This window comes from Novosphingobium sp. JCM 18896 (assembly GCF_025938095.1).
Taxonomy (GTDB): Bacteria; Pseudomonadota; Alphaproteobacteria; order Sphingomonadales; family Sphingomonadaceae; genus Novosphingobium.
On the sequence record NZ_JAPCZF010000008.1, the window covers coordinates 131,671 to 157,176 of the forward strand.

Here is a 25,506-nt window from a genome sequence, read left to right on the forward strand (position 1 = left end):
AGGGCCCGTCGGCACGCTCACCCCCACCCAACTCCGGCTAGGCGGCTGCGCCGCCAAGCCTGCGTATCCCTCCCCCATCGAGGGGGAGGAAGGTCGCGTGCCGCACCCCGCCCCATTTTTCGTCATCCCCGCGAAGGCGGGGATCCATCTTCCGCGCTTGCCGATCGCACCGCGGTGCAGGACGAGAACCTTGGTGATGGATCCCCGCCTTCGCGAGGATGACGGGTGTTTGCGAGGTGTGACGAGGCCCGGAACCGGGTCGGTCGTCCACTTCCCGCCACACCCCATCCAGACTGTTGATAAACGCCACATCCTGTGGCGAGCGACCCTGCGAAACACTATGTAGGGTGTTCGGCCGCGGTTCCGCGGGTGCCGGTTTACGCCGGAACGCCTGGAGAACAGCGGCCGAATCGTCTACACTCGCAGCCGTCCGATCCGAAAGGTCGCTCCAGATGCCTCTTCTCGAAGCCCGCAAGACCTACAAGCCCTTCGAATATCCGTGGGCCTACGAGTTCTGGAAGCGGCAGCAGCAGATCCACTGGATGCCCGAGGAAGTGCCGCTGGGCGAGGACTGCCGCGACTGGGCGCAGAAGATCTCCGAGCATGAGCGCAACCTGCTGACGCAGATCTTCCGCTTCTTCACCCAGGCCGACGTCGAGGTGCAGGACTGCTACCACGACAAGTACGGCCGCGTGTTCAAGCCGACCGAGATCAAGATGATGCTCGCCGCCTTCTCCAACATGGAGACCGTGCACATCGCCGCCTATTCGCACCTGCTCGACACGATCGGCATGCCCGAGAGCGAGTACGGCATGTTCCTCGAATACGAGGAGCTCAAGGCCAAGCACGACTACCTGCAACAGTTCGGCGTCGACAACGACGAGGACATCGCCCGCACCCTCGCCATGTTCGGTGGCTTCACCGAAGGGCTCCAGCTCTTCGCCTCCTTCGCCATGCTGATGAACTTCCCGCGCTTCAACAAGATGAAGGGCATGGGCCAGATCGTTTCGTGGTCGGTCCGCGACGAGAGCCTCCACTGCGAGGGCATCGTCAAGCTGTTCCACACCTTCACCAAGGAACGCGGCTGCCTGACCAAGGCGGTCAAGGAAGACATCATCGACTGCTGCCAGAAGACCGTGCGGCTCGAGGACGCCTTCATCGACCTCGCCTTCGAGCAGGGCCCGGTCCCCGGCATGAGCGCCAAGGAGATCAAGCGCTACATCCGCTACATCGCCGACTGGCGCCTGGGCCAGCTCGGCCTGCCCGAGATCTACATGATCGATGAGCACCCGCTGCCCTGGCTGACCCCGCTGCTCAACGGCGTCGAGCACGCCAACTTCTTCGAGACGCGCGCAACCGAATATTCGAAGGGCGCGACCAAGGGCAACTGGCAGGACGTCTGGTCGAGCTTCGACCAGCGCCGCAAGGCCAAGGGCTCCGACGCCGCCAACGAGGCCGGCGAGACCGAGGGGCCGGACATGTTCGCCAAGGCGGGGATCGCGGCGGAATGAATATTTGGAAGCTGGTGGGAAAGATTTTCTAGGGATTCTGGTTCCTGTAGGCGCAATCTGCAAGAACTAGGCGCTTAGGGTCTCCTTTTGCGGATTCGATTTTTGAGGCCCAGAAACGTAGTTCTTTCTCACCAGATACAGTGTTGCCATGCAACGACCATGTTAGCAGTCCTCGTTTATTGTCTGGAAATGCGGCGCCGGGACGAAATGGTAAAACTCTCTGGAGCTCTCGCACGAATGCGCGCCCATTCCCGCTTATAGAATTGTAGCGCGTGATGCTCCCGGTGAATTCTTCGACATTGGGGTTCTCATCCCTTGTGTTGACCCATTCACTAGTGCTCTGGTTAAAAACAACAAGTTTAGATCTAGGTCTCTCTAAGGTCACTTGGTTGACGCCATGGTCAATGGCACGATGGGCTCTTTGAAGGCTGCCTTCGAGAGTTTCTGCTAGATGGTCGAAAAAGGTTTCGTCGATCGACAGTTTTTGTACTGCAGGTGTTTCCGGTTTCGTTCCGAGGTATCCTGCTGCCTTGGAAAATGCCGTTTTCATGAAATCATAAAAAACAGCTCCTCCGAGAGCTGATGTCGCAGGATATTGCTCAATTACGGTAATAATATCAAATAAAACGCTACCCCGCCTTGGAGCTCCGAAATACATTTCGGCTCCCTTCATCGCTGTAGCCCGTGATACTACCTCGCCGGTCATATAGGCGTGGACGGCTATCTGAAGTGCCTGGGAGAAGCCATAAAAGGACGTTGCTCCATCGTATAGATCGAGCCCATTTTCCTCAATGTCCTTACCGCTAAAGCGCAGCTTTAAAGAGAATTTGCTTAATTCAGGCATGGTGTCCCCTTTGCGCTCATGGTGACACACAAAAAGACAAATTCAACCCTTCTTTAATTAGTTTTTACTATGTTCTCGTCTGACGGAGGCGGTGCGCAAAATGCCAATCATTTCGCAATAGGCGTGTCTATTTCCGTCCTTCTCTCTGTGTGTCACTTCCGTCTCGATCTGATGACCGCGCTGATCGCCATCAATCTCCTCACCTTCGCCGCCTTCGGTCTCGACAAAATGCTCGCCAAAACACACTGGCGGCGAATGCGCGAGACGGCCTTGCTGTGGTTCGCCGCGCTCGGTGGGACGCCGGGCGCCTATGCCGGCCGCGCGCTGTTTCGCCACAAGACGCGCAAGCAGCCGTTCTCCCGCCGGCTCCACGCCGTTGCCGCGTTTCAGCTCCTGCTGCTGGCCGGTGCACTCGCCTGGGTCATGGCGGGCTGAGCCGCAACCGGCGCGGCTAGGCCGCACGACACCGGCATTTTCCTACACGCCGCGCTTCTGTCATGGTCGCGCCATGCCCACCCGTCGCCGCCCCAGCCCCGCCTATCATTGGACCGACGAGAAGATGATCGCCTTCATGGAAGCCCTGGCCGCGACCGCCTCGGTTACCGCGGCGGCGGCGAAAGTCGGGATGAGCCGGCAATCGGCCTATCGCCTGCGCGCGCGGCTCGACCCCGAACGCGCGGCGCTCTGGGATGGCGTGGCCGTGCTGGCGCGTCGCCTGCGCACCGCGCGGCGGTAAACCCGATGGACAAAGTGACACGTCGCGCGGCTCGCCCCCTTGTCACTTTCGTCACTTTCGTCACTTTCGTCACCTTATCCGGTCTCGGGCAGCGCCCCAGCCATCGCCCCAGTCACCGCCGGGGTCATCGCCCGGTCAAGATCGCCGGCTAACCTGGTTCGGCCCCAGCAACGAGGAACCCCGCCCATGTTCCACGGCAACCTCCCCCTCGAGATCGCCGAAGGCCTGCGCACCTTGCGCAGCCGGATCGAGGCCGCGGCGATCCCGCCCTCGAAGCTCGACGAGACGCTCAACGTGGCCACCTGGAACGTCCGCGAATTCGGTACCAAGCGGCGCAGCCAGGCGGCGATCCACTACATCGCCGAGGTGATCGGCCAGTTCGATCTCGTCGGCCTGGTCGAGCTCAACGAGAACCTGCAGGACCTCCAGCGGATCCTGCCGATCCTCGGGCCCTATTGGGACGTGGTCTATTCGGACGCGATCCGCGACTACGGCGGCAACTGGGAGCGGATCTGCTACCTGTTCGACAAGCGCGCCTGCACCTTCAACGGCATGGCCGCCCAGGCCTTCCCGCCGCGGGTGAAGAAGGGCGCCGAATACCTGCCCGAGACCTCGTGGTGGCGCATGCCCTACGTCGCCTCGTTCAAGGCGGGCAATTTCGACTTCCTCGCCTTCACCACTCACGTCCGCTGGGGCAAGAGCGAGGCCGAGCGCGCGGTCGAGATCCAGGGCCTGGCCAACTGGCTCGAGGCGAAGATCAAGGCCAAGCATGCCGAGGACCAGGACGTCCTCGTCATGGGCGATTTCAACATCCCCGCGCGCGACCACCCGACCTTCAAGGCGCTGACCTCGACCGGGCTCAAGCTGCCCAAGGCGCTCCTCCACGACGATTTCGGCACCAACCTCGCGCGCGACAAGCGCTATGACCAGATCCTCCACTTCGCCCGCTTCGACGAGAGCTTCACCGACAAGGGCGGCGTGCTCGACTTCTACAAGGGCGATCACAGGCCGCTGTTCCCCGACCTGACCAAGGACCAGTTCACCTACCAGATGTCGGACCACCTGCCGCTGTGGATCCAGATCAACACCGACATCGACGGCGCCGTGCTCGACCAGCTGATCCAGCGCAAGCGCGGGGGCTAGCGGCTCCACGCCCGCCCGAGTTTGGACGGTTTCGGACCCATCCCGGGGGTTCCCGGATTGTACCGCCCGGCCGATGCGTCATGCTCGTGCGCATCAGTGGGAGTGCAGCCGATGGGCGCGGGAACGGAGGGTAACGGGACGGCGGAGAAGGTCCGCATGGTCTGCAGTCATTGCGGCTCGGACGAGGTCACCCGCGATGCCTGGGCGGCCTGGGATCCGCAGGCGCAGCAATGGGCGCTGCGCGCGACCTTCGACTACGCCTTCTGCCACCGCTGCATGACCGACGCCCGGATCGAGGAGGTGCCATGCTGAACCTGACCCCCATGCTGCCGTCGGCGCTCGCCCTGGCTGCGCTGCTGTCGACGCCCTTGGCCGCGGCCGAACCGCGCGCCGAGCCCGACGAGACCGTCGACGTCCGCACCGACGACCGCCGGATGAACGCGGCCAAGGCCAAGGCGCGGCAGACCCTGCCGACCTTCCTCGCCGTGCTCGCCGCCCCGGCCGGCGCGCGCGACCTCGCGTTCAAATATCCGCTCGAGGGGTGGGAGCACATCTGGGTCGAGCAGGTCGCGCGCCGCGGCGACAGCCTGACCGGGCGGCTCGCCAACAATCCGCGCGCGCCCGGCTATCGGCTCGGCCAGAGGGTCACCGTGCCGCTGAGCGCGGTCAGCGACTGGGCCTACCGCGACACGGCCGGCGTCATGCAGGGCCACTTCACCACGCGCGCCCTGCTGTCGCAGCTCGCCCCCGACGACGCGCGCCAGATCCGCGAGGCCTTCGGCTGGCCCGCTCCGCGCCGCCGCGCCGCCGTGACGAAGCCGCCGCCCTGACCCTGCCGCCTGACAGTGTCGCGCGGCGCCCGCAGGGGCCGCAGCGAGGCCGCACGCTCCGGCAAGGTCGCTGCCGGCGCGCCGCGGGCGGCGAGGTGTGGGATGCCCAGGGGGGGCCTAAAGGGATGGGCGCCTCGCCGTGCAAACACCCTCGCTGCGGCCCCTGCGCGCGCCGCGCGAAAGGACCGGCCTGGCCTTTCCGCTTGCACCCCGCGCGCCACCGGGCATGTTCGCGCTCGGCGGCGGGGAGGCCGCTGGAAAACAAGGGGGAATTGCCGATGCTCACCAACCAGGTCGCGATCTTCGTGCCGATGCTCGTCGTCGTCGCGCTGACCTTCGTCGCCTTCCTCAAGATGGGCGCGGCGCGCGGCGCGGCGGTCAAGGGCGGGCACGATCCCAACTACTACAAGGCGCATCTCGGCACGCCCGAGCCCGAGGCGACCGTCGCCGCGGTGCGCCACTACGGCAACCTGTTCGAGCTGCCGACCCTGTTCTACACCGCCTGCCTGACCGCCTTCGTGCTCGGCGTGGTCTCGACCTGGGTCCTGGTCTTCGCCTGGGGCTACGTCATCGCGCGGCTGGTGCAGAGCGCGGTGCACATGACCTACAACAACCCCGGCCACCGCGGCGGCGCCTTCGTGCTCGGCGTGTTGTTCCTGCTCGCGCTGTGGGTCACCCTGGGCCTGGCGATCCTGAGCAAGCTCTGACGCCAGAAGGGAGCGGGCTCGCGGCGCCGGCCGTTGACAGGCCGCGCGCCGCCGCCCTATCCGGGGCCTCTATGCAGGAGATTGTCACCCGCTGAGCCGATGGCCGGAGCCGCCAGGCTCCCGTGCCGTCACGCAACGTGCCCGGTCCCCGTCGCCTAGACGGGGTCATCCGGGCGCGTCCGTGCACGCCAGCAGGGACAGACCCTTTGAACATCTCGAAATACGAACAGCGCGTGCTCCACGCGCTCGCCCAGGGCGGCTGCATCCGCCACACGCGTTGCCCGCAGACCGGCGACGTGATCGCCGCCGACTGCTTCAGCCGCGACGGCCACCGCCTAGCCGACTGTACCCTAGCGCTCTTCCGCCGGCTCAAGCGCCGCGGTCTGATCGCCAGTCAGCAGGGCATGCCCTACCGCGTCACGCGCCTCGGCCTCGCCGCGGTGCGCGCGCAGCTCGACAACCGGTAGGTCTTTTGATGCCGTGATTTCCGAGCCGGCAGGTGATTCCACCTGCCTTGAAATCACTCCAAACGAGAAGCGCCGCCGTCTCGGGAGAGGCGGCGGCGCTTCGGTGTCCCGGCGCGGGAGTGGGAGGGGCGTGCGCCGGGCGGGGGGAGGATCAGCGGTAGTTGCCGGCCACGGCGATCTCGGAGACCGGCTTGCGCGGGCTCGGCACTTCGCCGCCACGCAGGCCTTCGGGCAGCCGCTCGGGTGCATCGCGCCGGCCGATCGCCACGGCGGCCTCGAGCCGGATGTCGTCGGGCAGGCCCAGCTCGGTGCGCGCCTTGTCGAACTCAAGCCCGGTCATGCCGTGGGCGTGATAGCCGAGCAGGCTCGCCTGCAGCGCCATCTGCGCCCAGGCCGCGCCGGCATCGAACGAGTGGCTGTAGAAGTCGGCGTGATCGGCGCCCTCTTCCTTGCGGTGCTTGGTGTCCGAGACGATGAACACGAGCACGCCCGCGTCCTTGGCCCACGACTGGTTGAACGGGATCAGCAGCGACAGGAAGCGCTCCCAGTTCGCGTCGCCGCGGCGCGCGTAGAGGAACTTCCAAGGCTGGTAGTTGAAGGCCGAGGGGGCGAGGCCGGCGGCGGCGAAGATGGCTTCGAGGTCCTCGTCGGGGATCGCGCTCTCGTCGAAGGCGCGCGGCGACCAGCGGTCGACGAAGACCTGGTGGACCTTGGGGTGAGCGGTGCGGGTGGTCATGGTGGAAACTCCTGGAATGCGAAGGGGGTGGCCCCTCCCCGCGGGGGGAGGGAAAGGGGAGGGGCCCGGGGGGGGGGGCTCTTAGGCGGCGTCGACGAGGACGATTTCGCTGTCCTCGATCGCGGTCAAGGTGATGCTGTCGACACCGGTGACGGCGACGCCGTCGCGGGCATTGGCTTCGACCTCGTTCACGCGGATCTTGCCCGTGGCGGGGACGAGATAGGCGTGGCGGTCGGCGGTCAGCGGGTAGGTGACGCTGTCCCCGGCCTTGATCGTCGCACCGACGACTCGGGCGTTGCTGCGGATCGGCAGCGCGCCGTCGTCGCCCGCGATACCCGAGGCGAGCGTGACGAACTTGCCGGCGCGGTCACCCTTGGGGAAGGGCTGTGCGCCCCAGCTCGGCTCACCGCCGCGACCGTCGGGCAGGACCCAGATCTGGAACAGGGTCGTTTCCTCGTCCTCGAGGTTGTACTCGGCGTGCTGGATGCCGGTGCCGGCGCTCATCACCTGGACGTCGCCCGCTTCGGTACGGCCCTCGTTGCCGAGGCTGTCCTTGTGGGTGATCGCACCCTTGCGGACATAGGTGATGATTTCCATGTCGCTGTGCGGGTGCGGCGGGAAGCCGCTCTTCGGTGCGATCGTATCGTCGTTCCACACGCGCAGCCGGCCCCAATTGGTGCGGGCGGGCTCGTGGTAGCCGCCGAACGAGAAGTGGTGGTGCGCGTCGAGCCAGCCGTGGTCGGCGGCGCCGAGGCTCGAGAAGGGGCGGAGTTCGATCATTTGTTGTCTCCTGCTGGAGTGTGTCTGTTGCAGCCGAGATAGCCCTTGCCGCTTTCCAACATAATTGAGATAAAATCGGCCATTATGTTCGAGGAAGTTGAATAGATGGATGTCGGCCAGCCCAGCCTCGACCAGCTCCGCGTGTTCCTGGCGGTTGCCGAGGAAGGCAGCTTCAACCGCGCGGCGCAGCGGCTGGGCCGCGCGATCTCGGTGGTGTCCTATGCGATCGGCCAGCTCGAGGGGCAGCTCGGCGTCTCGCTGTTCGCGCGCGAAGGCTCGCGCAAGCCGACCCTGACGCGCGAGGGCCAGGCGCTGCTCGCCGAGGCGCGCGCCGTGGCTAGCGACGTCGATGCACTCGTCGCCAAGGTCCGCAGCCTGCAGCAGGGGCTCGAGTCCGAACTGGCGCTCGCGGTCGACGTCATGGTCCCCGGCGACGCGATCGCGCGGATCCTGCGCGAGTTCCAGCGCATGTTCCCGACCGTGCCCTTGCGGCTCCACGTCGAGGCCTTGGGTGCCGTCGCGGCGCTGGTGATCGACGGCCAGGCCGACATCGCCATCGGAGGCCCCGTCGCCGCCGACTGTCCCGAGGTCGAGCGTCAGGTGATCGGTTCGGTCGAGCTGATCCCCGTCGCCGCGCCGTCGCATCCGCTGGCGAAGATGGCGACGATCCCGCCCGGCGAGACGCGCAAGCATTCGCAGCTCGTCCTGACCGATCGCTCGCCGCTGACCGAAGGGCGCGATTTCTCGGTGCTCAGCGCCCATTCGTGGCGGCTCGCCGATCTCGGCGCCAAGCACGTCCTGCTGCGCGAGGGGCTGGGCTGGGGCAACATGCCGCGCCACCTGATCGCCGAGGACCTGGAGCGCGGCACCCTGGTCCATCTCGACGTGCCCGAAGGCCCGCGCTTCGATTTCCAGCTCAGCGCGCTGTGGCGCCGCGATCGCGTGCCCGGCCCGGCTGCCTTCTGGATGCTCTCGGCCTTCCAGGAGGCGCGGTTCGGCCAGGCCTGAGACACGTCTGGCCGACCGTTCCTCGGCTCGTCGCTTCAGGCCTTCCCTCCGGCGCGCGCCGCTTGCGCCTTGCGCGGGTGCGGCGAAGGTCGTCGGTGGGGGCATGATGTCATGAGGGACGGGTTCGCGCACAAATGTCGCTATTCAATAGGTTTTCCTTGTCGCCCTGCGATCTCGCGATCGATCTGGGCACCGCCAACACGGTCGTCTACGTCAAGGATGAGGGTGTAATCCTGGCCGAGCCTTCGGTCGTCGCGATTCAGACGACCAACGGCATTCCCAAGGTCATCGCCGTGGGCGCCGACGCCAAGCTGATGCTCGGCAAGACGCCCGACAACATCAAGGCGATCCGCCCGCTGCGCAACGGCGTCATCTCGGACCTCGAAGTCGCCGAGCAGATGATCAAGCACTTCATCGAGAAGGCGCAGGGCGGCCGCGGGCGCATGCGCGGTGGCCCCGAGATCGTCATCTGCGTGCCCTCGGGCTCCACCCAGGTCGAGCGCCGCGCGATCCGCGACGCCGCCTCGAACGCCGGCGCGCGCAAGGTCTGGCTGATCGACGAGCCGATGGCCGCGGCGATCGGTGCCGACCTACCCGTGACGCATCCGATCGGCTCGATGGTGGTCGATATCGGCGGCGGCACGACCGAGGTCGGCGTGATCTCGATCGGCGGCATGACCCTGTCGACCTCGGTCCGCGTCGGCGGCGACAAGATGGACGATGCGATCTCGTCGCACGTCCGCCGCACGCACAACCTGATGATCGGCGAGGCCACGGCCGAGCGTGTGAAGAAGGAGATCGGCACCGCGCGGATCGGCAAGTCGAAGCCCGCGATCAAGACCTTCATCAAGGGCCGCGACGTCGCCCGCGGCGTGCCGCGCGAGATCGAGATCACCCAGGCCGAAGTGCTCGAGGCCCTGGCCGAACCGCTCGGCGCGATCGTCGAGATCGTCCGCACCGCGCTCGAAAGCACCGCGCCCGAGATCGCCGCCGACATCATCGACGCGGGCATCATCATGACCGGCGGCGGCTCGCTGCTGGCCGAGATCGACACGGTGCTGTCGAAGGAGACCGGCCTGCCCGTGCGCGTGGCCGAGAACCCGCTCGACTGCGTCGCGCTCGGCGCGGGGCGCGCGCTCGAGGATTCGTCGTACCACTGCGTGCTGCACGCGGCCTGATCTTCGGCGGCCCGGCGGCATCGTCGCGCGCGAACCTCCAGAACGGGGGTTATCCGCGTTGACGGTGCTGCCGGCCTTGCCCATGCCCGTTCGACGAACGGAAAAAACAGCGCGGAGTCGCCGGACATCAGGGAGGTCGATGTCAGGAGACGGACATGGACGAAACCACGCCGCTGGGTAGCTGGCTGGACCGCATCGACCAGATCGCGCGCGAGCACCCGCAAGTCACGGCCCTGATCATGGCCGGCAAGTCGCCGGCGAGCGGCCACCGCGAAGTTCTCACCTGGCATGATCTCGCCTGGCGCTCGGCTGGCGTCGCGCGCCTGTTCGCCGAGTGCGGGGTGACCTTGGGCTGTACGGTGGCGATCCAGCTGCCGAGTTCGGTGCCCTTCGTCCTCGCGGCGCTTGCCGCCTGGCGGCTCGGTGCCACGGTCGTGCCGATCCGCTGGGACCTGTCTGCCGAGGATCGCGCGCAGCTCGTGGCGATGGCCCGCCCGCTGCTGATCGTCACCGCCGACGGCGCCGGTGCGGATGAGATCGCCGGCGACGAGGTCGCGCAGGCGCCGCCCGTCGATCCCACGACCTTGCCCTGCTCGCTGATCGCCGCGCCGGCCTGGATGACCGCGTCCGAAGCCTTGAGCTCGACGCCCACCCTGGTCGCGCCGAAGGTCACCACCGCGCTTGGCAGCGCCAGCGGCATGGGCTTGGTCGGCGGCCGTTCGAGCTTCGCCGACAACAGCCACCATCGCCATCCGGTCCATCTCGTCTGCACGCCGCTCTACCAGATGCAGGGTTTCGCCCTGCTGTTCCGTGCGCTGACCGAGGACTTCCGCGTGATCCTCATGGAGCGGTTCGAGCCCGAGCCGTTTCTCGATCTCGTCGAGCGCGAGCGGGTGAACTTCGTCGCGCTGGTGCCCGACATCACCGTGCGCTTGCTCAAGAGCCCGACGATCGTCGATCGCGACCTGACCTCGATCGAGAACGTGATCCTCGGCGCCGGAGCCACGCCCGACTGGGCGATCCGCGCGCTGATCGAACTGACCAGTCCCGAGACGATCAAGCTCGGCTACGGCATGTCCGAGGGTGTCGCCGCGGCCTTCCTGCGCGGCGACGAATGGCTGCAGCACCCAGGAAGCGTCGGCAAGCCGAGCGGGGTCGAGACCCTGGTGGTCGACGCCGAGGGGCATACGGTGCCGCCCGGCGAGGAGGGCGAGCTGTTCTTCCGCCCGCTCGGCGGCACCGGCGACAGCTTCAAATATGTCGCCGAGGACGAGACCCATCGCCTGCCCGGCGGCTGGACGTCGAGCGGCGACCACGGCCGCGTCGATCTCGATGGCTATCTCTACATCACCGATCGTGGCGACGATGCCTTGGCCAGCGGCGGCAATGTCTTTGTCAGCGAGGTCGAGGCGGCGCTACTCCAGCATTCGGACGTCGCCGACGTCGCGGTGATCGGCCTGCCCGATCCCGAATGGCAGCGGCGCGTCCATGCGATCGTCCAGCTTCGGCCGGGTGTCGACGCGGCCGGGATGGACACCGCGCTGCGCGCCCATGCCAAGCAGCATCTGGCCGCCCACAAGGCGCCGCAGAGCTATGAATACGTGGCCGAACTGGCCCCCGCCGAGGGCGATCGCGAGCGGGCTGATGGTTCGAGCGAGCGATAGCCGTCGCTGCCGGTCTAACTGCGATCCTCGCGCAGCTTGCCGCGACGAACCTTGCCGGCCTCGTCGCGCAGCGGCGCGTCGGTGAACTCGACTGCGCGCGGCAACTTGTAGGCGACCAGGCGCTCGGCCGCGAAAGCGAGGAGCGCTGCGGTATCGGTGTTCGCGCCTTCCTCCAGTCGTACCACGGCATGGACGCGCGCGCCGAGATCATCGTCGGGCAGGCCGATCACCACGGCCTCGGCGACGGCGGGATGCTCGAGCAGCGCGCCCTCGACCTCGGCCGGATAGACGTTGTGCCCGCCCGAGACGATCAGGTCGGTGCGCCGGTCGGCGATGTAGAGATAGCCGTCGTCATCGACCCAGCCGTGGTCGCCGAGCGATTCGAAGCCGTCGTCGAGCCGCCGCGATTCGGCGCCGACGTAAGCATAGCTCGGCGCGCTGGCACCTGCCCTGCGCATGAAGATCTCGCCGATCTCGCCCGGGGGCAGTGCTGCGCCGTCCTCGCCGCGGATCAGCAGTTCGCCGCCCGCGGGGCGACCGACCGAGCCGCGATGCGCGAGCCATTCGGTGCCGTTCAGCTGGGTCGTGCAGAAGCCCTCGGTGCCGCCGTACATCTCCCAGATCCGCTCGGGACCCAGCCAGTCGATCCAGAACTGCTTGAGCGCGGCGGGGATCGGCGCGGCCGTGTGCCAGACCGTTTCGAGCGAGGACAGGTCGTGCGCGCGCCGCAAGGCCTCGGGCAGGCGGGCGATCCGCTGCATCATCGTCGGCACCAGGCTGACCCATTGCACGCGATGGCGCTCGACCAGCGCGAGGAACTCTTCGGCGTCGAACTTCGCCATGCCGACCACCGAGGTGCCGTGCAGCATCATCATGTGCGTCATCGCGAAAGGGAAGTTGTGATAGAGCGGCGCCGGATTGAGCATGACCCCGTCTGCGGGCATGCCGAGGCCGCGAAAGCCGTCGTCGATCCGCGAGGGCAGGGCATCGACGATCAGCTTGGGCCGTCCGGTCGACCCGCCCGAGGTCATCGCCTTCCAGTGCGGCGCTACCTTGCTCGCCAGCGGCGCGCGTTCGGCATGGTCGCGGCCGAAGTCCTCGGGCAGGGCGCCGAGTGCGCTCCGAAGCGCGGGATCGGCGGCCACCACCGCGCGCGGCTCGGCCAGTGCGACGATCGCCACGAGCTCGGCCGCGGGCAGTCGCGGCGATACCACCGTCGGCGTCGCGCCGAGCTTCCACAGCGCGAAGGTCCATTCGTAGAAGGCGTTGGCGTTGGGCAGGGCCAGGACCACGCGATCGCCTTGCGCCACGCCCTGTCCGGCCAGCGCATGGGCGCGGCGCAGCGCACGCTCGGCGAGTTCGCCCCAGGACAGCACGTCCTCGCCGTGCCGCACCGCCCAGCGATCGGCGCCGAGCCGCGCGGCGTTGCGTTCGGGTACGTCGCCGAGCAGGACTTCGGCCACGATCAGCCCTCGGTCTTGGTCGCGGCCAGCGCGGCTTGGAGATGCCGGCGCACCGTTTCGGGCAGCTTGGTCACGTCGATGGGAAAGCCGTGGAGCAGCATGTTCTGCAGGTGGCCGATCTGGTGGTTGGCGAAGGCCGCCTTCATCGCTGCGCCGCGGCCCATCGCGTCCTGCGCGGTGTTGATCGAATCCTTGATCAGCTTGAGCGCGAAGCGATCGGTTCGCGCGATCTCCTCGGCCAGCGCCAGGGCGCGGTCCTGCAGTTCGGCGCGCGGTACGACCTCGTTGACCATGCCCGCCGCCGCCGCCACATGCGCCGAAAGCCAGCCGCCGGTAAACAGGAACTGCTTGGCGCGGCGCACGCCGAGCTCGAACGGATGGTTGAAGAACTCGACCCCGGGCACGCCCATGTCCGAGCCGGTGTTGTCGCGGAAGCGCGCGTCGTCGGCGGCGACGATGATGTCGGCCATCCACATCAGCATCAGTCCGCCCGAGATGACGCTGCCCTGGACCGCAGCGATGACCGGCTTGGGGGCATTGCGCCAGCGCTCGGTGATCTCGAGATAGACCTCGCGCTCGCGCGCATAGAGCCCTTCCCAGCCGGGGCCCTGGTATTGGCCCCAGAGCGTGACCCGCTCGGCTTCGGGCGCGGCCGGCGGCTCGGACATCGACAGGTCGTGCCCGGCGCTGAAATGGTCGCCCTCGGCGGCGATGATGATGACGCTGACCGAATCGTCCTGGCACGCACGGCGCATCGCCGCGTCGAGCTGGTAGGTCATCACCGTACCCTGGGCGTTGCGCTTGTCCGCCCGATCGAGCACGATCCGCGCGACCTTGGGTGCGGGCGTCTCGTAGCGCACCTGCGGGCGATCTGCGGTATCGGCCATGTCTCTCTCCCGGCGGCGCCGTTTCGGCCGCTTTCCTTTGCCGCGAGCATATCGGGACGGCGCGGGGCGGCAAGAATGATTGCGCGATCGCAAAATCACGCAAAACGACCCTTGCGCCCGGCGCAGGTGCTGGCTAAAGGCCTGCCCCTGCCGAAGGCAATGTCCGGGGGCACGCCGCTTTAGCTCAGCCGGTAGAGCACATCATTCGTAATGATGGGGTCAGGTGTTCGAGTCACCTAAGCGGCACCATCCCTTCCCTAGGGAAATCCGACAGATTGAAGGAAAGAGCTTTCCCCTGTGGGGAGAGACTGGGTCCTGTTTGGGGCGCTTTGTGTAGGAAAATGGCTCGCCCGTGCCGATCCCGCTCTGAGGTGGTTCATGAGGTGGGCATGGCTTAACCCTGGGCCACGGGGTCCAGTAGATACCTATGCTAGCCTGCACCTCAAACGCAGGAGGCTTTCGCGCAAGCTGGCTGAGCGCGCAGCTACGGGCATCAAGAAGGTGTATGCTCCGCAGCATTTATCGCCGCTTCAATTTGCTCAACTGTCGTTGCGCACCCACCGTACACCCAGGCAGGAATTGCCTCGGGTGCCGGAACGAGCAGGGACTTCAACGTGCGATTCGCTTGACGCCCGTAACTGTAGCGAAACATGTTGGCACGGATGCAGGCGCAATAGAATAAAAGCTCATCGATGCAAAATTTTTCCCTGGGCTTCAGATAATAAAGATCTCTGCCCGAGTAAAATCTCTCCGTCTGCAGGAAGGTTTCAAGAACGGATCCGCCTCCTGCTACAGTCAAAACGCCACCGTCGATCGGCTTAATATGCGGGACTTCTTTTACCTTTGCAGAGACCCCGTTGTTTTTTGAAGTCCTGGACACAAAATTTATGCCGTTTGGATCCTGTTGTAGTTTGTTTAGCTCTAAGTTTGAGCCATATATTACATCGAAGAGATCGCTGACCATAACGCGCGATTCGCCAATCTGCGGCTGAGCCGCATATGGTGCCGGAATATGTTCAATTAGCGGGCTGAGCCTGCCTTCAAAATCCTTGTGAGCGGATGTAAGTGCCTCTCGAAGCCATGCCGGTGCGGAACTGATTGAAGGAACGCGGAGGACTTTGATGGTCCTGTTCGCCTCTCTTCCAAACGCACTGTACCGAAACCTATTGTGCCTAATGGCAAGGCAAACGTAAATTTTCTGCTCGAAGCTCATTGCCACCTTTGGCTTTAGAACGGCAACGTTTTGCGCGGTGTAAAACGGAGCAGGCTGGACAAAGGCGGAAAGCAGCTTGGTACCGCCTAGTGCGACAGTGATCATGCCGGCCTCAAACGGCGGCACTGCGGACACCTCGGCTACTGTGGCGGAAACACCCAAGTTTTGGCTCGATCGACCAACAAAGTTCACCCCTCCGGGCAAACGGCTCATTTTGTTGAGATCGAATTTATTACCGTAGCTGACGTCAAAAACAGACTGCAGTTCAATCGTTTGCATCTGCTTCTTCTCCATCTGCCGCACTAGCGCTTCCGTTTTGATTCATCACATGGAAGACAAGATATTTCTTCACCTCTTCCTCGAAATCGGATTGCGATACACCACTGTAATCCGTTTCGAGATATGCTTCGGCGCACCATTCATCGCTTGCGCCAACCTGTACCATTACACTTTCTCCAGCGTGAACCTCACGGTTTCTGTAGCTGGATACCCACCGCTCCCGAATTGTCGGCCATTTGCCGTCCTGGTCGATGCGGCCAAGATGTTTGGTTTTCACGAAACCGTCGTCGCGCCAGTAACCGAACCACGTTTTCCGCTTGCTGGAAGCGTGCGGCACCCCAGCGGTGAAGACCATGACGCACGTCACGGTGCCAACGGGCGAAAACAATTCCAAGGGCATGGACATAACGGCTTCAAGCGTATGCGCCTTCAGCAACTCCGTCTTTGCTGGGTGTGGAGATATAGCACACGAAATGGGAACAATGGCCACACCGACGCCATGCTTATTGAGGCAATCAAGCATCTGCTTGACAAAGTATAGTTCGTGAAGATCTGCATCCCCCTGAGAAAATGGAGGATTTAGAAGTCCGACTGTGCACTTGTGCGTCTTAATGGCAGAAGAAATTGCATCGTCGAAGCAAGATCCCTGATGCAGGTTGGCTTTACCATCTCCACGAAGAATCATGTTGGATGCAGCGAGCGCGAACATATTTGGCTGTTGCTCCACACCGATAAGGCCACTCGACTTAATATTAAATATTTCTCCTTCAGTGCTGGCATCTTTGATCATTTCTCGCATTGCCGAAATAAGAAATCCGCCAGTTCCCGCGCAGATGTCAAGAACCCTGCTTTCCTTGTTGACGTTTGCCAGTAACGCGAACAGCTCTGTTACATGGCGCGGCGTCAATACTATTCCAAGAGCCTTTTTATCTCCGCCAGTGTACTTGAGAAATTCTCCATAAAACTGGCCAACGACATCGTACTCGTGGTATACCGATATAAACGGCCAAACCTTTTCTCTAAGCCTACGGATTAGCTCATGTAAAACACCGCGTGGCCAATTCTTTGTTTTTTTAGAAAGCTCTGGATGGACTGCGATGCTCGAGTACGGTTGTGCCATATTTGCTTTTTTTGCTTTGGGAATGTCGGCTTTCTGAATTTCGTCCTGGATCACCTGCATCCATTGTTTTTGTAGATCTTCTGGAGCATATTCGTCGAACGCCTTTGCAAACGCTTTATTTCGAAGAGCAATCAGCGTGCCGCTTACCATCAACGGCTTCTCGCTTTCGGTTAGTTTAGCGTGATCTCGCATGAAATCATGAAGTTCACGTGAAAACGCCATCAGTTCGTCAAATCTAACCTTTTGAATAGCCGGATCGAATTCCGCATGACTGATATAATCATGCCATGGAATAATTTCGTCAATGTTATTTCCAGATGGCGTGTGAAGCGGGCGCGGCGCACTTTGTCCTTTCCCAAACAGGAATGTGGAGATCTTAAGAGAGCCCTTAGTTTCGCCGCTAGCCGCTATAGCGATCACGTTGAATTCGCGTGCAAGGTGCTGCGCATAATGAGCCACGCCGTCTGTGGCGAAGCGCTGCAACCGCTTTGTTCTCTCGGGACCAGTTTCAAGTACAGGACTACCTGCCACGACTGCCGCAAACGCGGCGCTGCAGTGATCTTTCGTCGATGCTTTGCATTCAATAATAATGAGAAAGTCTGGGTGGCTTGGCGAACTTACGATGAATTCGGGAGATCCTATGCCGCCACCCCCCGATTTGCTCGCAGCTTTTAGGAGTCTCTTTACCGCGTCGATGTGGCTCTTTTGCTCTTCAACCTGTATGTCATTCCCGTCATCGTAATATTCGAACTTACGCAGCGCATCACGCACCAGGTTTTCCGTATTGCGCTCATTCTTAGCCAAGACTGCCCCCATTCTCCGTTCGCAAAGTGGCTCCTACGGAAATCGACTCTCGGGATCAACGGCCAGGGGGCAAGCACCTTTGCGTTACGGTTTGGTTGATGCTGGTAGCAAGGTGCGCAAATCCAACCATCTTATATGAACAGGCATGGGCTCTTGCGATTGCCCTGAACTCCCGCCAGAACCGTCCTTGCCTTCCGTGAAAGCCGGAGGGTGGGGCGTGGAAACCCCAACACACATGAACTCGGTCACCGAACACGGAGGCCGGGTGGCATGCGCGTATGTCCAGCCGGCAACGGTAAAGGCGCATGCGCCTGTCTGTGTGTCAGGTTTCCAACATCCGGCTTCGGCCGTCGCTCCAAGAGGTACATAGGGGCGGCACAGGGTCAAAGCCGACGTCGCTCCTCAGCGCAGGGGGCGAGACGATGAACAATCCAGAGCCATAGCCGCCTGTTCAGCCGTGCCCACGGGGCCGGTCATCTCCCCTATCGCTGAAAGGAAACGATCGCGTGATCGATCAAGAATCATTGAAGAGCATTGAGGACCTGCACCGTCTGAAAACGGAGGGCATCATCACCGAAGCCGAGTTCGACAAGGCAAAGGCAGACATCCTGTCTGGCTCCACCACGCGCAGGCCGAAGCCCCATATTCCAACTGCGCAATCCAACTTTCAGTTGGCAAGCGATCTGCCCAGGGTCGATGATCTCGTGTCGTGGGCTATGCGGCCCCTTCAACTGTATGCGACCTTCACGGGTCGATCGACACGTAAGGAATTCTGGACCTACATCCTGGCGCTGGCCGTCGTCATGCTGCTTATCAGTATGTTCGTAGCCATTGATGAGTATGGTCCGACCGGTCGGAATGGTGAACTCGTTCTCGCCTTGCTGATCGTAGCTACCGCAGTCCCCAGTTTCGCGGTCCAAGCTCGCCGCTTTCACGATCAGGATTTGTCCGGCTGGTTGGTCCTGCTGAATATCATTCCGTACCTCGGCTCCTTGATCGTGTTCGTCTTTATGCTTCGTGACGGCACTCCCGGTGAGAATCGGTTCGGACCGGATCCAAAGGGGCGGGAACCGCTGCCAGCCGAATAATTCACCCACCCCCTCCCCCACCATGGGCCCTCGGACGACCTCCGGGGGCCTTTTTCGTTGGAGTTGCCCAATGCGCATCATTGCTACAGCAGAAGACGCTCTCGCCATCTGCGACCAGCCGATCGATCAAGAGTTAGCCCACCTCTTGCGTCGGTACTCGGCCATCCTGGACGAATTTGGAGAAGGCGCCGACGCCAAGATTTTGGTGATCCAGGAAGGCGAAGGGTCGGCCCTAGCTGAACAGATCTGCGGCCGTCCGATCCTCGCCGATGGGCGTTTCGCATTTCCGGTCGAGCTGATCACCCGCCATGATCATTGGTTTGAGGTGGTCTGGATCATCGCCGACGATGGCTCAGGCCTTGTGCTGCTCATCGAAATAGCGGCTGACACGGAGCAAGCTTGGATCACCGCCTGTCACAGGGCCTTGGCAGAGATGGCGCCTTAGCAGGATTCCGCACCATCTGACCTAGGCAGGTCTCTTAGTTCAATACCTCAAAATCGCGTCTTACGGGACGTCAGTCAGCCTCTTGGCCCGCCGCCGAGGGGCTTTTTTCATATCTGGAGAGCACGATGATCTCACTTCCTGACCGGGAGGCGCTGGGTGCTGCGCTCTCGATGCCGCTACCAGCCGCGCTTTATAGCTTGTTGTCCGATGCCATAGCCCTGGCAACCGAAGGCAACCTGCTCGATCTGACATACGTGGTTATCATCGAAGAGGGCGATACCGAAGCCGACATCATTGAAGAGATCGGTTTCTCGCCGCTGGTCCACCCGATCGACGGGCATCGATACGGGGATGCTCAGTTTCAACCCTACTGGGCTTACCTTCAAGAGCGGGGCGGCTGGTTCGAGCTGATCCATACGGTCAGCAACGACGGTTTCGCTTTCGTGCTGCTCGTTGACGGTGACGCCGAATCCGACCTCGTCCGCATGTGCCGTCGATGGAAGGACGAGGGGTGAGGTTCCTTGTTCCAATCATCATATTCTCGCTGGCGATCGCGGCATTCAAGGCTGCGATTGCGGTTCTCATGGCGAGCTACCTGTTGATGCTTGTCGTAGCCGCGCTGGTGAAGCCGGCCGAGACCTTCGGACTCTTCGCGTTCTTCGTGATCTGCTTCCTGCTCCGAGAACACCCCGCCGCGACGTTGTCGGTCTTGGGTCTGGTGATCCTACTCGGTTTGATTCGCGGGCGTTAGCCGATCCACCGGGCTCACGAAGAACAAAACGGGAATAGTGACCTACTTTGTGACGGATCTTTGTACAGACAAGCCACCTCAGGCTGGCCATTATCAAAGGACGTCGCATGGAACGACGGCCTGCAATTGCTCCACTGTAGGTAAATTAGAGTGATGGGATGGAGACCCATCAATGGAAGGAAATAGGGATGCGAAATAGTACATAGAGACGCACTCTCATTTCGTTCTGGTACATAAGGATAAAAATCATGCCAGACACATATATCAAAACTACACTCGCCTCTGTGGGTGCGATCGATCAGATTATTAAAGATCTTGGGCAGTCGCGTCACAAGGCTCTGAAGCTCTTTGCAGCCGCCCTGTTGTCGAAACACGGCAGTGCCGAGACAGCTGTCAGAGAAGCGGAGCGGCTTGGGGGCAACGACCTCGGCTGCGACGTGGAGCAGGCATTAGGAGGCCAAGAGAGCAGGGTCTTTGAGCGACCTTGGCTAGCTTGGGTGCAAGGTTGAATCGGATGTCGGATACAATGACTGAAATTTCACCGAGCACAGGTCGGGTAGCCAAGCGTCGTTTGGACCCGAACTCGTTCCCAGATGCTCCTTCTGCTGGATCACAACGGCCACCGTTGACCATTGAGAACGTTGAACATCTCTTGCAGGAAACGGGTCTCAAAACCCGGTTCGACGTGATCAAGAAGCGCGTGGAGGTAAGGTGGTCCGACGGGAGTCAGGCTAGCGAGAATGACATCGTCAGCATCGCGAACCTGAACCACGTATCGGGGCAATGGTTGCAGGCGTTCATCTACGAGATCGCGAACCGCAACCGTTACAACCCCGTCGCTGATTGGATCAGCACGAAAGAACGGGACCGCATCGATCGCCTTCCCGAATTCTGTGCGACGATCCAAGCCGCAGAGGAATACCCAACGGAATTGAAGGCGGCGCTGTTGCATCGTTGGATGCTTAGCGTTGCCGCGGCAGCCACGCGACCCGGTCGAGTGTGCTGTAGAGGGGTGCTTACCCTCCAAGGTCCGCAGGGAATTGGGAAAACCAGTTGGGTGGCAAGCCTGCTGCCCGCTGGGCATTTGCGGGAGAGCTTCATCAAGCGGGATCACCATCTCGACGCGACGAGCAAGGACTCCATTCTGGGTGCGGTGTCTCACCTCATCACGGAAATTGGAGAGCTAGACAGCTCGTTTCGAAAGGACGTGGCTCGTCTCAAGGGGTTCTTGACCAACGACTGCGACAAGCTTCGCCCACCATACGCGCGTAGCGAGGTCGAGTTTGATCGAAAGACGGTGTTTGCCGCGACGGTCAACGATGGAAATTTCCTCGTCGACTCTACCGGGAACACGCGGTTCTGGACGATCGCGGTCGAACGTCTCGATTACCAGCATGGCATAGATTTGCAGCAGCTGTACGCGCAGCTCGCTGCGGAACTGGCCGATGGTGCTCAATGGTGGCTTACTGCCGACGAGGATCAAGCTTTAGGTGTCTACAACCTGCGTCACCGCAGTGTCAGTGCCATCGAAGAGCGGCTGGCCGATTTCGTCGATCACGAACGGATCGGAAGGGATGAAGGCGCCTACATGACAGCGATCCAGGTGCTGAAGCAGATGGGCGTTGCAAATCCTTCTAACCGCCAATGCAAGGAATGCGGCAGCGCGCTCCGTGACCTCCTCGGAGATCCGAAACGCGTAAGGGGGCGCGACAGGTGGCGCGTACCAATTGCCGTGGACGAAGACCCGAGTGTGGCCACGCTAAATTACCCGGTCGCCGCGTCACGATACGCACCTGAGGATCGTTTCTAGCGCCCTGGGTGGGGTAGGGGGCGGCAAGTCTCTGCTCCCTACCTTTTTCTCACTCAGGTCGCACGCGGCGATGTCAATTTTTACCCGCACCCTGCCCCCCCACCAGCACAGGACGATAGCGCCAGGTTTGCGCTGGGTGGGCTGCCCTGAATTTCCGCCTCGAAGGCCTGCTGAACACCAAATCGGTGTGGTCGGCACGTTACCTCTCGCTCTGTGGCGAGCGGTCCTTGGCGGCAATTTTCCAACTCTATGCAGGAGATCACACATGCCAAAGATTAAGCTCGATTCCGCATTCTGCCGCGTCGCGCTTTGCGAAGCCGCGAAACGTAAGACCGACTACTACGACACCCAGACCACCGGGTTCACCCTTGAATGTCGCGCTAGTGGCGGGAAGACCTACTACCTGAGATACAGCGATGAGCACGGAAAGCTGCATCAGATCAAAATCGGCCGGTACGAAGACATATCGTTCGATGATGCCCGCAAACGCGCCAAGATTTTTCGATCTGAGGTGGTGCTTGGCGGTAACCCGGTCACGCAAAAAGCCGAGCGCAAAGCCATACCGACCTACGGTGAGTTGGCCGATCAGCACATCGCCGATGCCAAAACCTACCTAAAAAGGCCCGAGAACATTGAGCAAGTCATTGAAGGTCATATTCGGCCTCGCTGGGGGCATCTGCGGCTCTCCGAGATAACACAACAGGCCATCGCATCCTGGCTTGCAGAAAAGCTGGCGTCCGGCTTGTCGCCCGCGACGATCGAGAAGATCCGAATTACCTTCAACCGTAGTTTCGAGCTTGCCGCCAAATGGGGCATCCCCGGTGGGCAGGTGAACCCGGTCAAGGGCGTGGCGCGTCGCAAGTACAGCAATGCTCGTCAACGCTATCTTACGACCGACCAGGCCAAGAGTCTCCATAAGGCGGTCGAAGCCTCGTCCAACACCCAGCTCCGCTACATCGTCGGCTTGCTGCTGCTGACCGGTGCTCGAAAGTCCGAGCTGATGCTCGCAAAATGGGAGCATATCGACCTTGAACGGAAGGCGTGGTTCATCCCGGATACTAAGACTGGCGCGCCTCGCCATGTCCCACTTTCCCAAGCGGCAATCTCGCTAATCGAGCAGCTGCCGAAATTCGAGAAGTGTGACTGGCTTCTCCCGAATCCGGACACGAAAGAACCCTTTGTCTCCATAAAACGGGCCTGGGACACCGCACGTAAAGACGCCGGCCTGGCTGGGCTGCGATTGCACGATCTCCGCCACAGCGCAGCAAGCTTTATGATTAACGCGGGCATCGATTTGTACGCGGTCGGACGCATCCTCGGCCATGCCGATCACAAGAGCACAATGCGGTACAGTCACCTCGCAAATGACACGCTGCTCAAGGCGGTAGAGGCCGGGGCGTCTGGCATGAACGTCTCCTGGGCCGAGGCCGCTGCCTGAGTGTCTCCTCAAATTCGGGCAGGAATCACGCCTGCCTCAACATTTACAGGATGAAGATATGACGAACCTGTCCGATGACAATTCACCGCCCTGGGAGCAAGAAGTGCCGAACATCGAAAGCCAGTCAGAGGGTCTGATAATGCGGCTACGCCGTGTCGCGAAAGATTGCGGCGATGGGGCGAACATCAACGACCGCATCACGGCGATAATCGCAGCTTGCATAGAGGAAGGCATTCATGGCGAGGGGCAGATAGTGGCCGTGCTTATGGGCCTCGGCTTCAATAATCGTCACGTCGGTGCGATCCTCAATGGTCATGCCGGTAGAAACGGGGCCCATCATCTCTGGCGGAAGGAGCCGGGCAAAATTTATAGATTGAATGAGCCGGGCGAGGTCGCCCCGGTAATCTGCTCTACGGCCGAAATCAAAGTGCCTCCGCTTCGACACTCTAAAGAATGAACCCACTTGCTCGTTGCAGTAGCAGAATCGCGACCTGCAATCTAATAGGCTCATAATGAAAATGTGGATTGCGCGGTTATGAATGTTTCGACCATCGGTGCCAACATCCGGAGGCTTCGGGAGGAAAGGGGACTCTCTATGCGAGACCTTGCAAAGTCCTCCAAATTATCGTACAATACTATATATAATATAGAAAATGGTAAGACCAGTAAAATAAACCCTCATACCGCGCAATGTCTTTCAATTGCTTTCAATTTGTCTGTTTCTCACATAATAGATGTAGGCGGTCGACCGCATCCGGCGCTGAAGAGTCGGGAAGAGATGGATATCCTGACGGCCGCCTTGGCGAATCTCGCATCAATCGGTCGGAACATCTCGGAGATTTGCGCGCGTGACCAGGTCGATATGGTGGACGAACAGGGTTTTTGGATCGTCAGAAACGGGACTTGGGTGGCGGGGTTGAACATTCGTGCTGAAGGGTTCGATCCGTTGCCGCAGGAGGGCGTTGCGCCGATCGTCAGCGAGGCCATCGTGGCATCATCTGATCCGGAGCCGAATCCACTTTAGTGCCAGAGGCTTGTCCTTGCCCAGACCGCTTTCCCCCTCGGAGCGGTCTGGGTTTCACCTTTATATTTTTTTTCGGCCGGATCTGCGGCTGGGCGCACATCCGCTCGAGCCGATATCGTCCCCGTCCCCGCTCGCGATTTATGTCAATTCTGCCCGAGGAAGCCCGCTAAGCGCGAAAACTGCCGCGTCCCGCCCCTTGCCATGCCCGGCGGCCAGCGGCGCTAAGCGAGCGATTGGTTTTCGAGCTTTCAGTCATGACCGCCGACTTATCCTAAGAAAAGTGCGATAATGAGGTCGGGGAATGGCCTTGTTCGTCTCAGGGATCGCCTAACGCCCTCAGCGACTTGAGCACGACCAGCCGTCGTCGACCGATTGTGATCGTCTCCACCGTGCCCCGATCGAACAGGCTGTACATGGTGGTGCGCCCGACGCCGATGAGCCGGCAAGCTTCGGTGACAGAGACGTATAGCTTTTCCATGATTGAGGTGTCCTTCTCTGCGATGCCATAAGCGTGCAGCGATGGTCTCAATCAGGGCAAAGCAGATCGGCTATCCAGCGGCAAAGGCATCGCCGTTCGCATTTTAGGCTTGATGCTCCTATCATCGCGAACAGCCAATGTGAGTCACCCGCTCGGACTCGAACACCTGACCGTAGTGGGGCAGGTGGGAGCGACCCAAGCATCCCTCGGAATGCCGGTTGAGAACGGATTTTATGTTCAGAATCAGCAGATGAAGGCTAAGCAGCAGGCGGAGGGGGGCTGCGATGGCACAGGGAAACATCTACGCGGTTGATGCGAACGGAGAGCTTCGGAGGATGTCCCCGGCCGCTCCAGAAAACGAAGATCGAATGCAGGAGCTCGTCGCGAGGTATCCGGAGCTCATCACCGATGGAGATGGCGATCTCCTGCTCATCCGCCGCGAGCAGGCAATCCGCGACAGCGAAGATGGAACTGGTCGATGGTCGGTGGATCACCTGTTTGTGACGCGTGATGCCGTCCCTGTTCTCGTCGAGCTAAAGCGAGCGGTTGATACCAGGCTGAGGCGGGAAGTGGTGGGGCAGATGTTGGACTATGCGGCCAACTCGACCGCATATTGGCAGGCCGGTCGGATCGCAGATTCTTTCGCACAATCCTTTGTCGGCGCTGAAGCTAGTCCAGAAGAGGTTCTGGCAGAGTTCATCGGAGACACAGAGCCAAGCGCGTTTTGGGAGCAAGTCGACTCAAACTTCTCTGCAGGGCGTATCAAACTCGTCTTCGTCGCTGATGAGATTCCTCGCGAACTGGCTCGCATCGTAGAATTCCTCAACGACCAAATGCGTGCAGATGTCCGGGCGGTAGAACTGAGGTGGTTTGCGGATCAGCGGGGCAACATAAGCTTGAGTCCGCGGGTCATTGGCGAAACAGAGCGCACCGCTGTGGCTAAGCGCGCGGGCGCGAATGCATCCGCAGAGCAATCGGCTGTGTTTCGGCGTGCAAGTGGTGCCCACCTGACTCGGTGATCGGCGCCTAATCGGGGACCACCCCCGGGTCATCTATGGTCGTCAGCTTTTTTGGTTGGCGACGAGGCGGAGGATGACGACGG

29 protein-coding genes, 1 tRNA gene and 1 pseudogene are annotated in these 25,506 nt (G+C 61.9%); 23 read left to right on the forward strand and 8 right to left on the reverse strand.

Annotated elements, in window-relative coordinates:
* The first annotated feature begins 452 nt into the window (after nucleotides 1-452).
* Nucleotides 453-1,511, forward strand: coding sequence for a ribonucleotide-diphosphate reductase subunit beta (locus tag OLX23_RS22305; RefSeq protein WP_264447438.1), 1,059 nt, complete (start codon nucleotides 453-455; stop codon nucleotides 1,509-1,511).
* 28 nt (nucleotides 1,512-1,539) lie between these two features.
* On the opposite strand, the gene OLX23_RS22310 is transcribed toward OLX23_RS22305, so the two are convergent.
* The gene (locus OLX23_RS22310) at nucleotides 1,540-2,355 is read right to left on the reverse strand and encodes a hypothetical protein (RefSeq protein WP_264447439.1); all 816 of its coding nucleotides are present in this window, start codon (nucleotides 2,353-2,355) and stop codon (nucleotides 1,540-1,542) included.
* A gap of 171 nt (nucleotides 2,356-2,526) precedes the next feature.
* Between OLX23_RS22310 and OLX23_RS22315 the strand changes: the two genes are divergently transcribed.
* The 7 genes from OLX23_RS22315 to OLX23_RS22345 all read left to right on the forward strand — a co-directional run bounded on the left by OLX23_RS22315 (nucleotide 2,527) and on the right by OLX23_RS22345 (nucleotide 6,238).
* Nucleotides 2,527-2,790 (forward strand): DUF1294 domain-containing protein, encoded by a 264-nt coding sequence (locus OLX23_RS22315; protein WP_264447440.1) that lies wholly within the window; start codon nucleotides 2,527-2,529, stop codon nucleotides 2,788-2,790.
* A 73-nt stretch (nucleotides 2,791-2,863) separates the two neighbouring features.
* On the forward strand, nucleotides 2,864-3,091 hold the full coding sequence (locus OLX23_RS22320) for a hypothetical protein (RefSeq protein ID WP_264447441.1): 228 nt from the start codon (nucleotides 2,864-2,866) through the stop codon (nucleotides 3,089-3,091).
* A gap of 186 nt (nucleotides 3,092-3,277) precedes the next feature.
* A complete protein-coding gene (locus tag OLX23_RS22325) occupies nucleotides 3,278-4,234 on the forward strand; it encodes an endonuclease/exonuclease/phosphatase family protein (RefSeq protein WP_264447442.1) in 957 nt (318 codons plus the stop codon).
* Between the two features lie 111 nt (nucleotides 4,235-4,345).
* Nucleotides 4,346-4,546, forward strand: coding sequence for a hypothetical protein (locus OLX23_RS22330; RefSeq protein WP_264447443.1), 201 nt, complete (start codon nucleotides 4,346-4,348; stop codon nucleotides 4,544-4,546).
* Nucleotides 4,540-5,064, forward strand: a complete 525-nt coding sequence (locus OLX23_RS22335) for a DUF2314 domain-containing protein (protein WP_264447444.1) — start codon at nucleotides 4,540-4,542, stop codon at nucleotides 5,062-5,064. The genes OLX23_RS22330 and OLX23_RS22335 overlap by 7 nt, the downstream gene beginning before the upstream one ends.
* 278 nt (nucleotides 5,065-5,342) lie before the next feature.
* Nucleotides 5,343-5,771 carry an MAPEG family protein gene (locus tag OLX23_RS22340; RefSeq protein ID WP_264447445.1) on the forward strand — a complete coding sequence of 143 codons (429 nt, stop codon included), beginning with the start codon at nucleotides 5,343-5,345 and terminating at the stop codon, nucleotides 5,769-5,771.
* Nucleotides 5,772-5,977: 206 nt separating this feature from the next.
* Nucleotides 5,978-6,238, forward strand: coding sequence for a YjhX family toxin (locus OLX23_RS22345; RefSeq protein ID WP_264447446.1), 261 nt, complete (start codon nucleotides 5,978-5,980; stop codon nucleotides 6,236-6,238).
* A gap of 151 nt (nucleotides 6,239-6,389) precedes the next feature.
* On the opposite strand, the gene OLX23_RS22350 is transcribed toward OLX23_RS22345, so the two are convergent.
* Both OLX23_RS22350 and OLX23_RS22355 read right to left on the reverse strand, forming a co-directional pair.
* Nucleotides 6,390-6,974 carry a nitroreductase family protein gene (locus tag OLX23_RS22350; RefSeq protein ID WP_264447447.1) on the reverse strand — a complete coding sequence of 195 codons (585 nt, stop codon included), beginning with the start codon at nucleotides 6,972-6,974 and terminating at the stop codon, nucleotides 6,390-6,392.
* Nucleotides 6,975-7,055: 81 nt separating this feature from the next.
* Entirely contained in the window at nucleotides 7,056-7,754 is a 699-nt protein-coding gene (locus tag OLX23_RS22355; RefSeq protein WP_264447449.1) for a pirin family protein, read from the reverse strand.
* A 105-nt stretch (nucleotides 7,755-7,859) separates the two neighbouring features.
* Between OLX23_RS22355 and OLX23_RS22360 the strand changes: the two genes are divergently transcribed.
* The 3 genes from OLX23_RS22360 (at nucleotide 7,860) to OLX23_RS22370 (ending at nucleotide 11,604) form a co-directional block, all read left to right on the forward strand.
* The gene (locus tag OLX23_RS22360) at nucleotides 7,860-8,762 is read left to right on the forward strand and encodes a LysR family transcriptional regulator (protein WP_264447451.1); all 903 of its coding nucleotides are present in this window, start codon (nucleotides 7,860-7,862) and stop codon (nucleotides 8,760-8,762) included.
* A gap of 134 nt (nucleotides 8,763-8,896) precedes the next feature.
* Nucleotides 8,897-9,940, forward strand: coding sequence for a rod shape-determining protein (locus OLX23_RS22365; RefSeq protein WP_264447452.1), 1,044 nt, complete (start codon nucleotides 8,897-8,899; stop codon nucleotides 9,938-9,940).
* Nucleotides 9,941-10,095: 155 nt separating this feature from the next.
* Entirely contained in the window at nucleotides 10,096-11,604 is a 1,509-nt protein-coding gene (locus OLX23_RS22370; protein ID WP_264447453.1) for a class I adenylate-forming enzyme family protein, read from the forward strand.
* A 14-nt stretch (nucleotides 11,605-11,618) separates the two neighbouring features.
* On the opposite strand, the gene OLX23_RS22375 is transcribed toward OLX23_RS22370, so the two are convergent.
* Both OLX23_RS22375 and OLX23_RS22380 read right to left on the reverse strand, forming a co-directional pair.
* Complete coding sequence (locus OLX23_RS22375; RefSeq protein ID WP_264447455.1) at nucleotides 11,619-13,067, reverse strand: AMP-binding protein; 1,449 nt, start codon at nucleotides 13,065-13,067, stop codon at nucleotides 11,619-11,621.
* 2 nt (nucleotides 13,068-13,069) lie between these two features.
* A complete protein-coding gene (locus OLX23_RS22380) occupies nucleotides 13,070-13,954 on the reverse strand; it encodes an enoyl-CoA hydratase (protein WP_264447456.1) in 885 nt (294 codons plus the stop codon).
* 173 nt (nucleotides 13,955-14,127) lie between these two features.
* Between OLX23_RS22380 and OLX23_RS22385 the strand changes: the two genes are divergently transcribed.
* A tRNA-Thr gene (locus OLX23_RS22385) sits at nucleotides 14,128-14,203 on the forward strand.
* A 244-nt stretch (nucleotides 14,204-14,447) separates the two neighbouring features.
* Here OLX23_RS22385 and OLX23_RS22390 read toward each other — a convergent pair.
* Both OLX23_RS22390 and OLX23_RS22395 read right to left on the reverse strand, forming a co-directional pair.
* Complete coding sequence (locus OLX23_RS22390) at nucleotides 14,448-15,446, reverse strand: restriction endonuclease subunit S (protein WP_264447457.1); 999 nt, start codon at nucleotides 15,444-15,446, stop codon at nucleotides 14,448-14,450.
* Nucleotides 15,433-17,370, reverse strand: a complete 1,938-nt coding sequence (locus tag OLX23_RS22395; protein WP_264447458.1) for a class I SAM-dependent DNA methyltransferase — start codon at nucleotides 17,368-17,370, stop codon at nucleotides 15,433-15,435. Before OLX23_RS22395 ends, OLX23_RS22390 begins: the two co-directional genes overlap by 14 nt.
* Nucleotides 17,371-17,876: 506 nt before the next feature.
* Between OLX23_RS22395 and OLX23_RS22400 the strand changes: the two genes are divergently transcribed.
* The 10 genes and pseudogenes from OLX23_RS22400 (at nucleotide 17,877) to OLX23_RS22440 (ending at nucleotide 23,926) form a co-directional block, all read left to right on the forward strand.
* On the forward strand, nucleotides 17,877-18,458 hold the full coding sequence (locus OLX23_RS22400; RefSeq protein WP_264447460.1) for a DUF805 domain-containing protein: 582 nt from the start codon (nucleotides 17,877-17,879) through the stop codon (nucleotides 18,456-18,458).
* Nucleotides 18,459-18,528: 70 nt separating this feature from the next.
* On the forward strand, nucleotides 18,529-18,903 hold the full coding sequence (locus tag OLX23_RS22405; RefSeq protein ID WP_264447461.1) for a hypothetical protein: 375 nt from the start codon (nucleotides 18,529-18,531) through the stop codon (nucleotides 18,901-18,903).
* Between the two features lie 125 nt (nucleotides 18,904-19,028).
* Complete coding sequence (locus tag OLX23_RS22410; RefSeq protein ID WP_264447462.1) at nucleotides 19,029-19,418, forward strand: hypothetical protein; 390 nt, start codon at nucleotides 19,029-19,031, stop codon at nucleotides 19,416-19,418.
* A complete protein-coding gene (locus tag OLX23_RS22415) occupies nucleotides 19,415-19,654 on the forward strand; it encodes a hypothetical protein (RefSeq protein ID WP_264447463.1) in 240 nt (79 codons plus the stop codon). Before OLX23_RS22410 ends, OLX23_RS22415 begins: the two co-directional genes overlap by 4 nt.
* Nucleotides 19,655-19,902: 248 nt before the next feature.
* Nucleotides 19,903-20,163, forward strand: coding sequence for a hypothetical protein (locus tag OLX23_RS22420; RefSeq protein WP_264447464.1), 261 nt, complete (start codon nucleotides 19,903-19,905; stop codon nucleotides 20,161-20,163).
* Nucleotides 20,164-20,180: 17 nt separating this feature from the next.
* Nucleotides 20,181-21,464 (forward strand): virulence-associated E family protein, encoded by a 1,284-nt coding sequence (locus OLX23_RS22425; protein WP_264447465.1) that lies wholly within the window; start codon nucleotides 20,181-20,183, stop codon nucleotides 21,462-21,464.
* A gap of 265 nt (nucleotides 21,465-21,729) precedes the next feature.
* Nucleotides 21,730-22,902: a tyrosine-type recombinase/integrase gene (locus tag OLX23_RS22430; RefSeq protein WP_264447466.1), complete on the forward strand. Its 1,173-nt coding sequence runs from the start codon at nucleotides 21,730-21,732 to the stop codon at nucleotides 22,900-22,902.
* 58 nt (nucleotides 22,903-22,960) lie between these two features.
* Complete coding sequence (locus OLX23_RS22435) at nucleotides 22,961-23,359, forward strand: hypothetical protein (protein ID WP_264447467.1); 399 nt, start codon at nucleotides 22,961-22,963, stop codon at nucleotides 23,357-23,359.
* A gap of 78 nt (nucleotides 23,360-23,437) precedes the next feature.
* Nucleotides 23,438-23,623: pseudogene (locus OLX23_RS25860) on the forward strand (helix-turn-helix domain-containing protein); the annotation flags it as partial.
* 57 nt (nucleotides 23,624-23,680) lie between these two features.
* Entirely contained in the window at nucleotides 23,681-23,926 is a 246-nt protein-coding gene (locus tag OLX23_RS22440; protein ID WP_264447468.1) for a hypothetical protein, read from the forward strand.
* 316 nt (nucleotides 23,927-24,242) lie between these two features.
* On the opposite strand, the gene OLX23_RS22445 is transcribed toward OLX23_RS22440, so the two are convergent.
* Nucleotides 24,243-24,404, reverse strand: coding sequence for a helix-turn-helix domain-containing protein (locus tag OLX23_RS22445; RefSeq protein ID WP_264447470.1), 162 nt, complete (start codon nucleotides 24,402-24,404; stop codon nucleotides 24,243-24,245).
* Between the two features lie 368 nt (nucleotides 24,405-24,772).
* On the opposite strand from OLX23_RS22445, the gene OLX23_RS22450 reads away from it, so the two are divergent.
* The gene (locus OLX23_RS22450) at nucleotides 24,773-25,423 is read left to right on the forward strand and encodes a hypothetical protein (RefSeq protein WP_264447471.1); all 651 of its coding nucleotides are present in this window, start codon (nucleotides 24,773-24,775) and stop codon (nucleotides 25,421-25,423) included.
* Nucleotides 25,424-25,506: the final 83 nt, after the last annotated feature.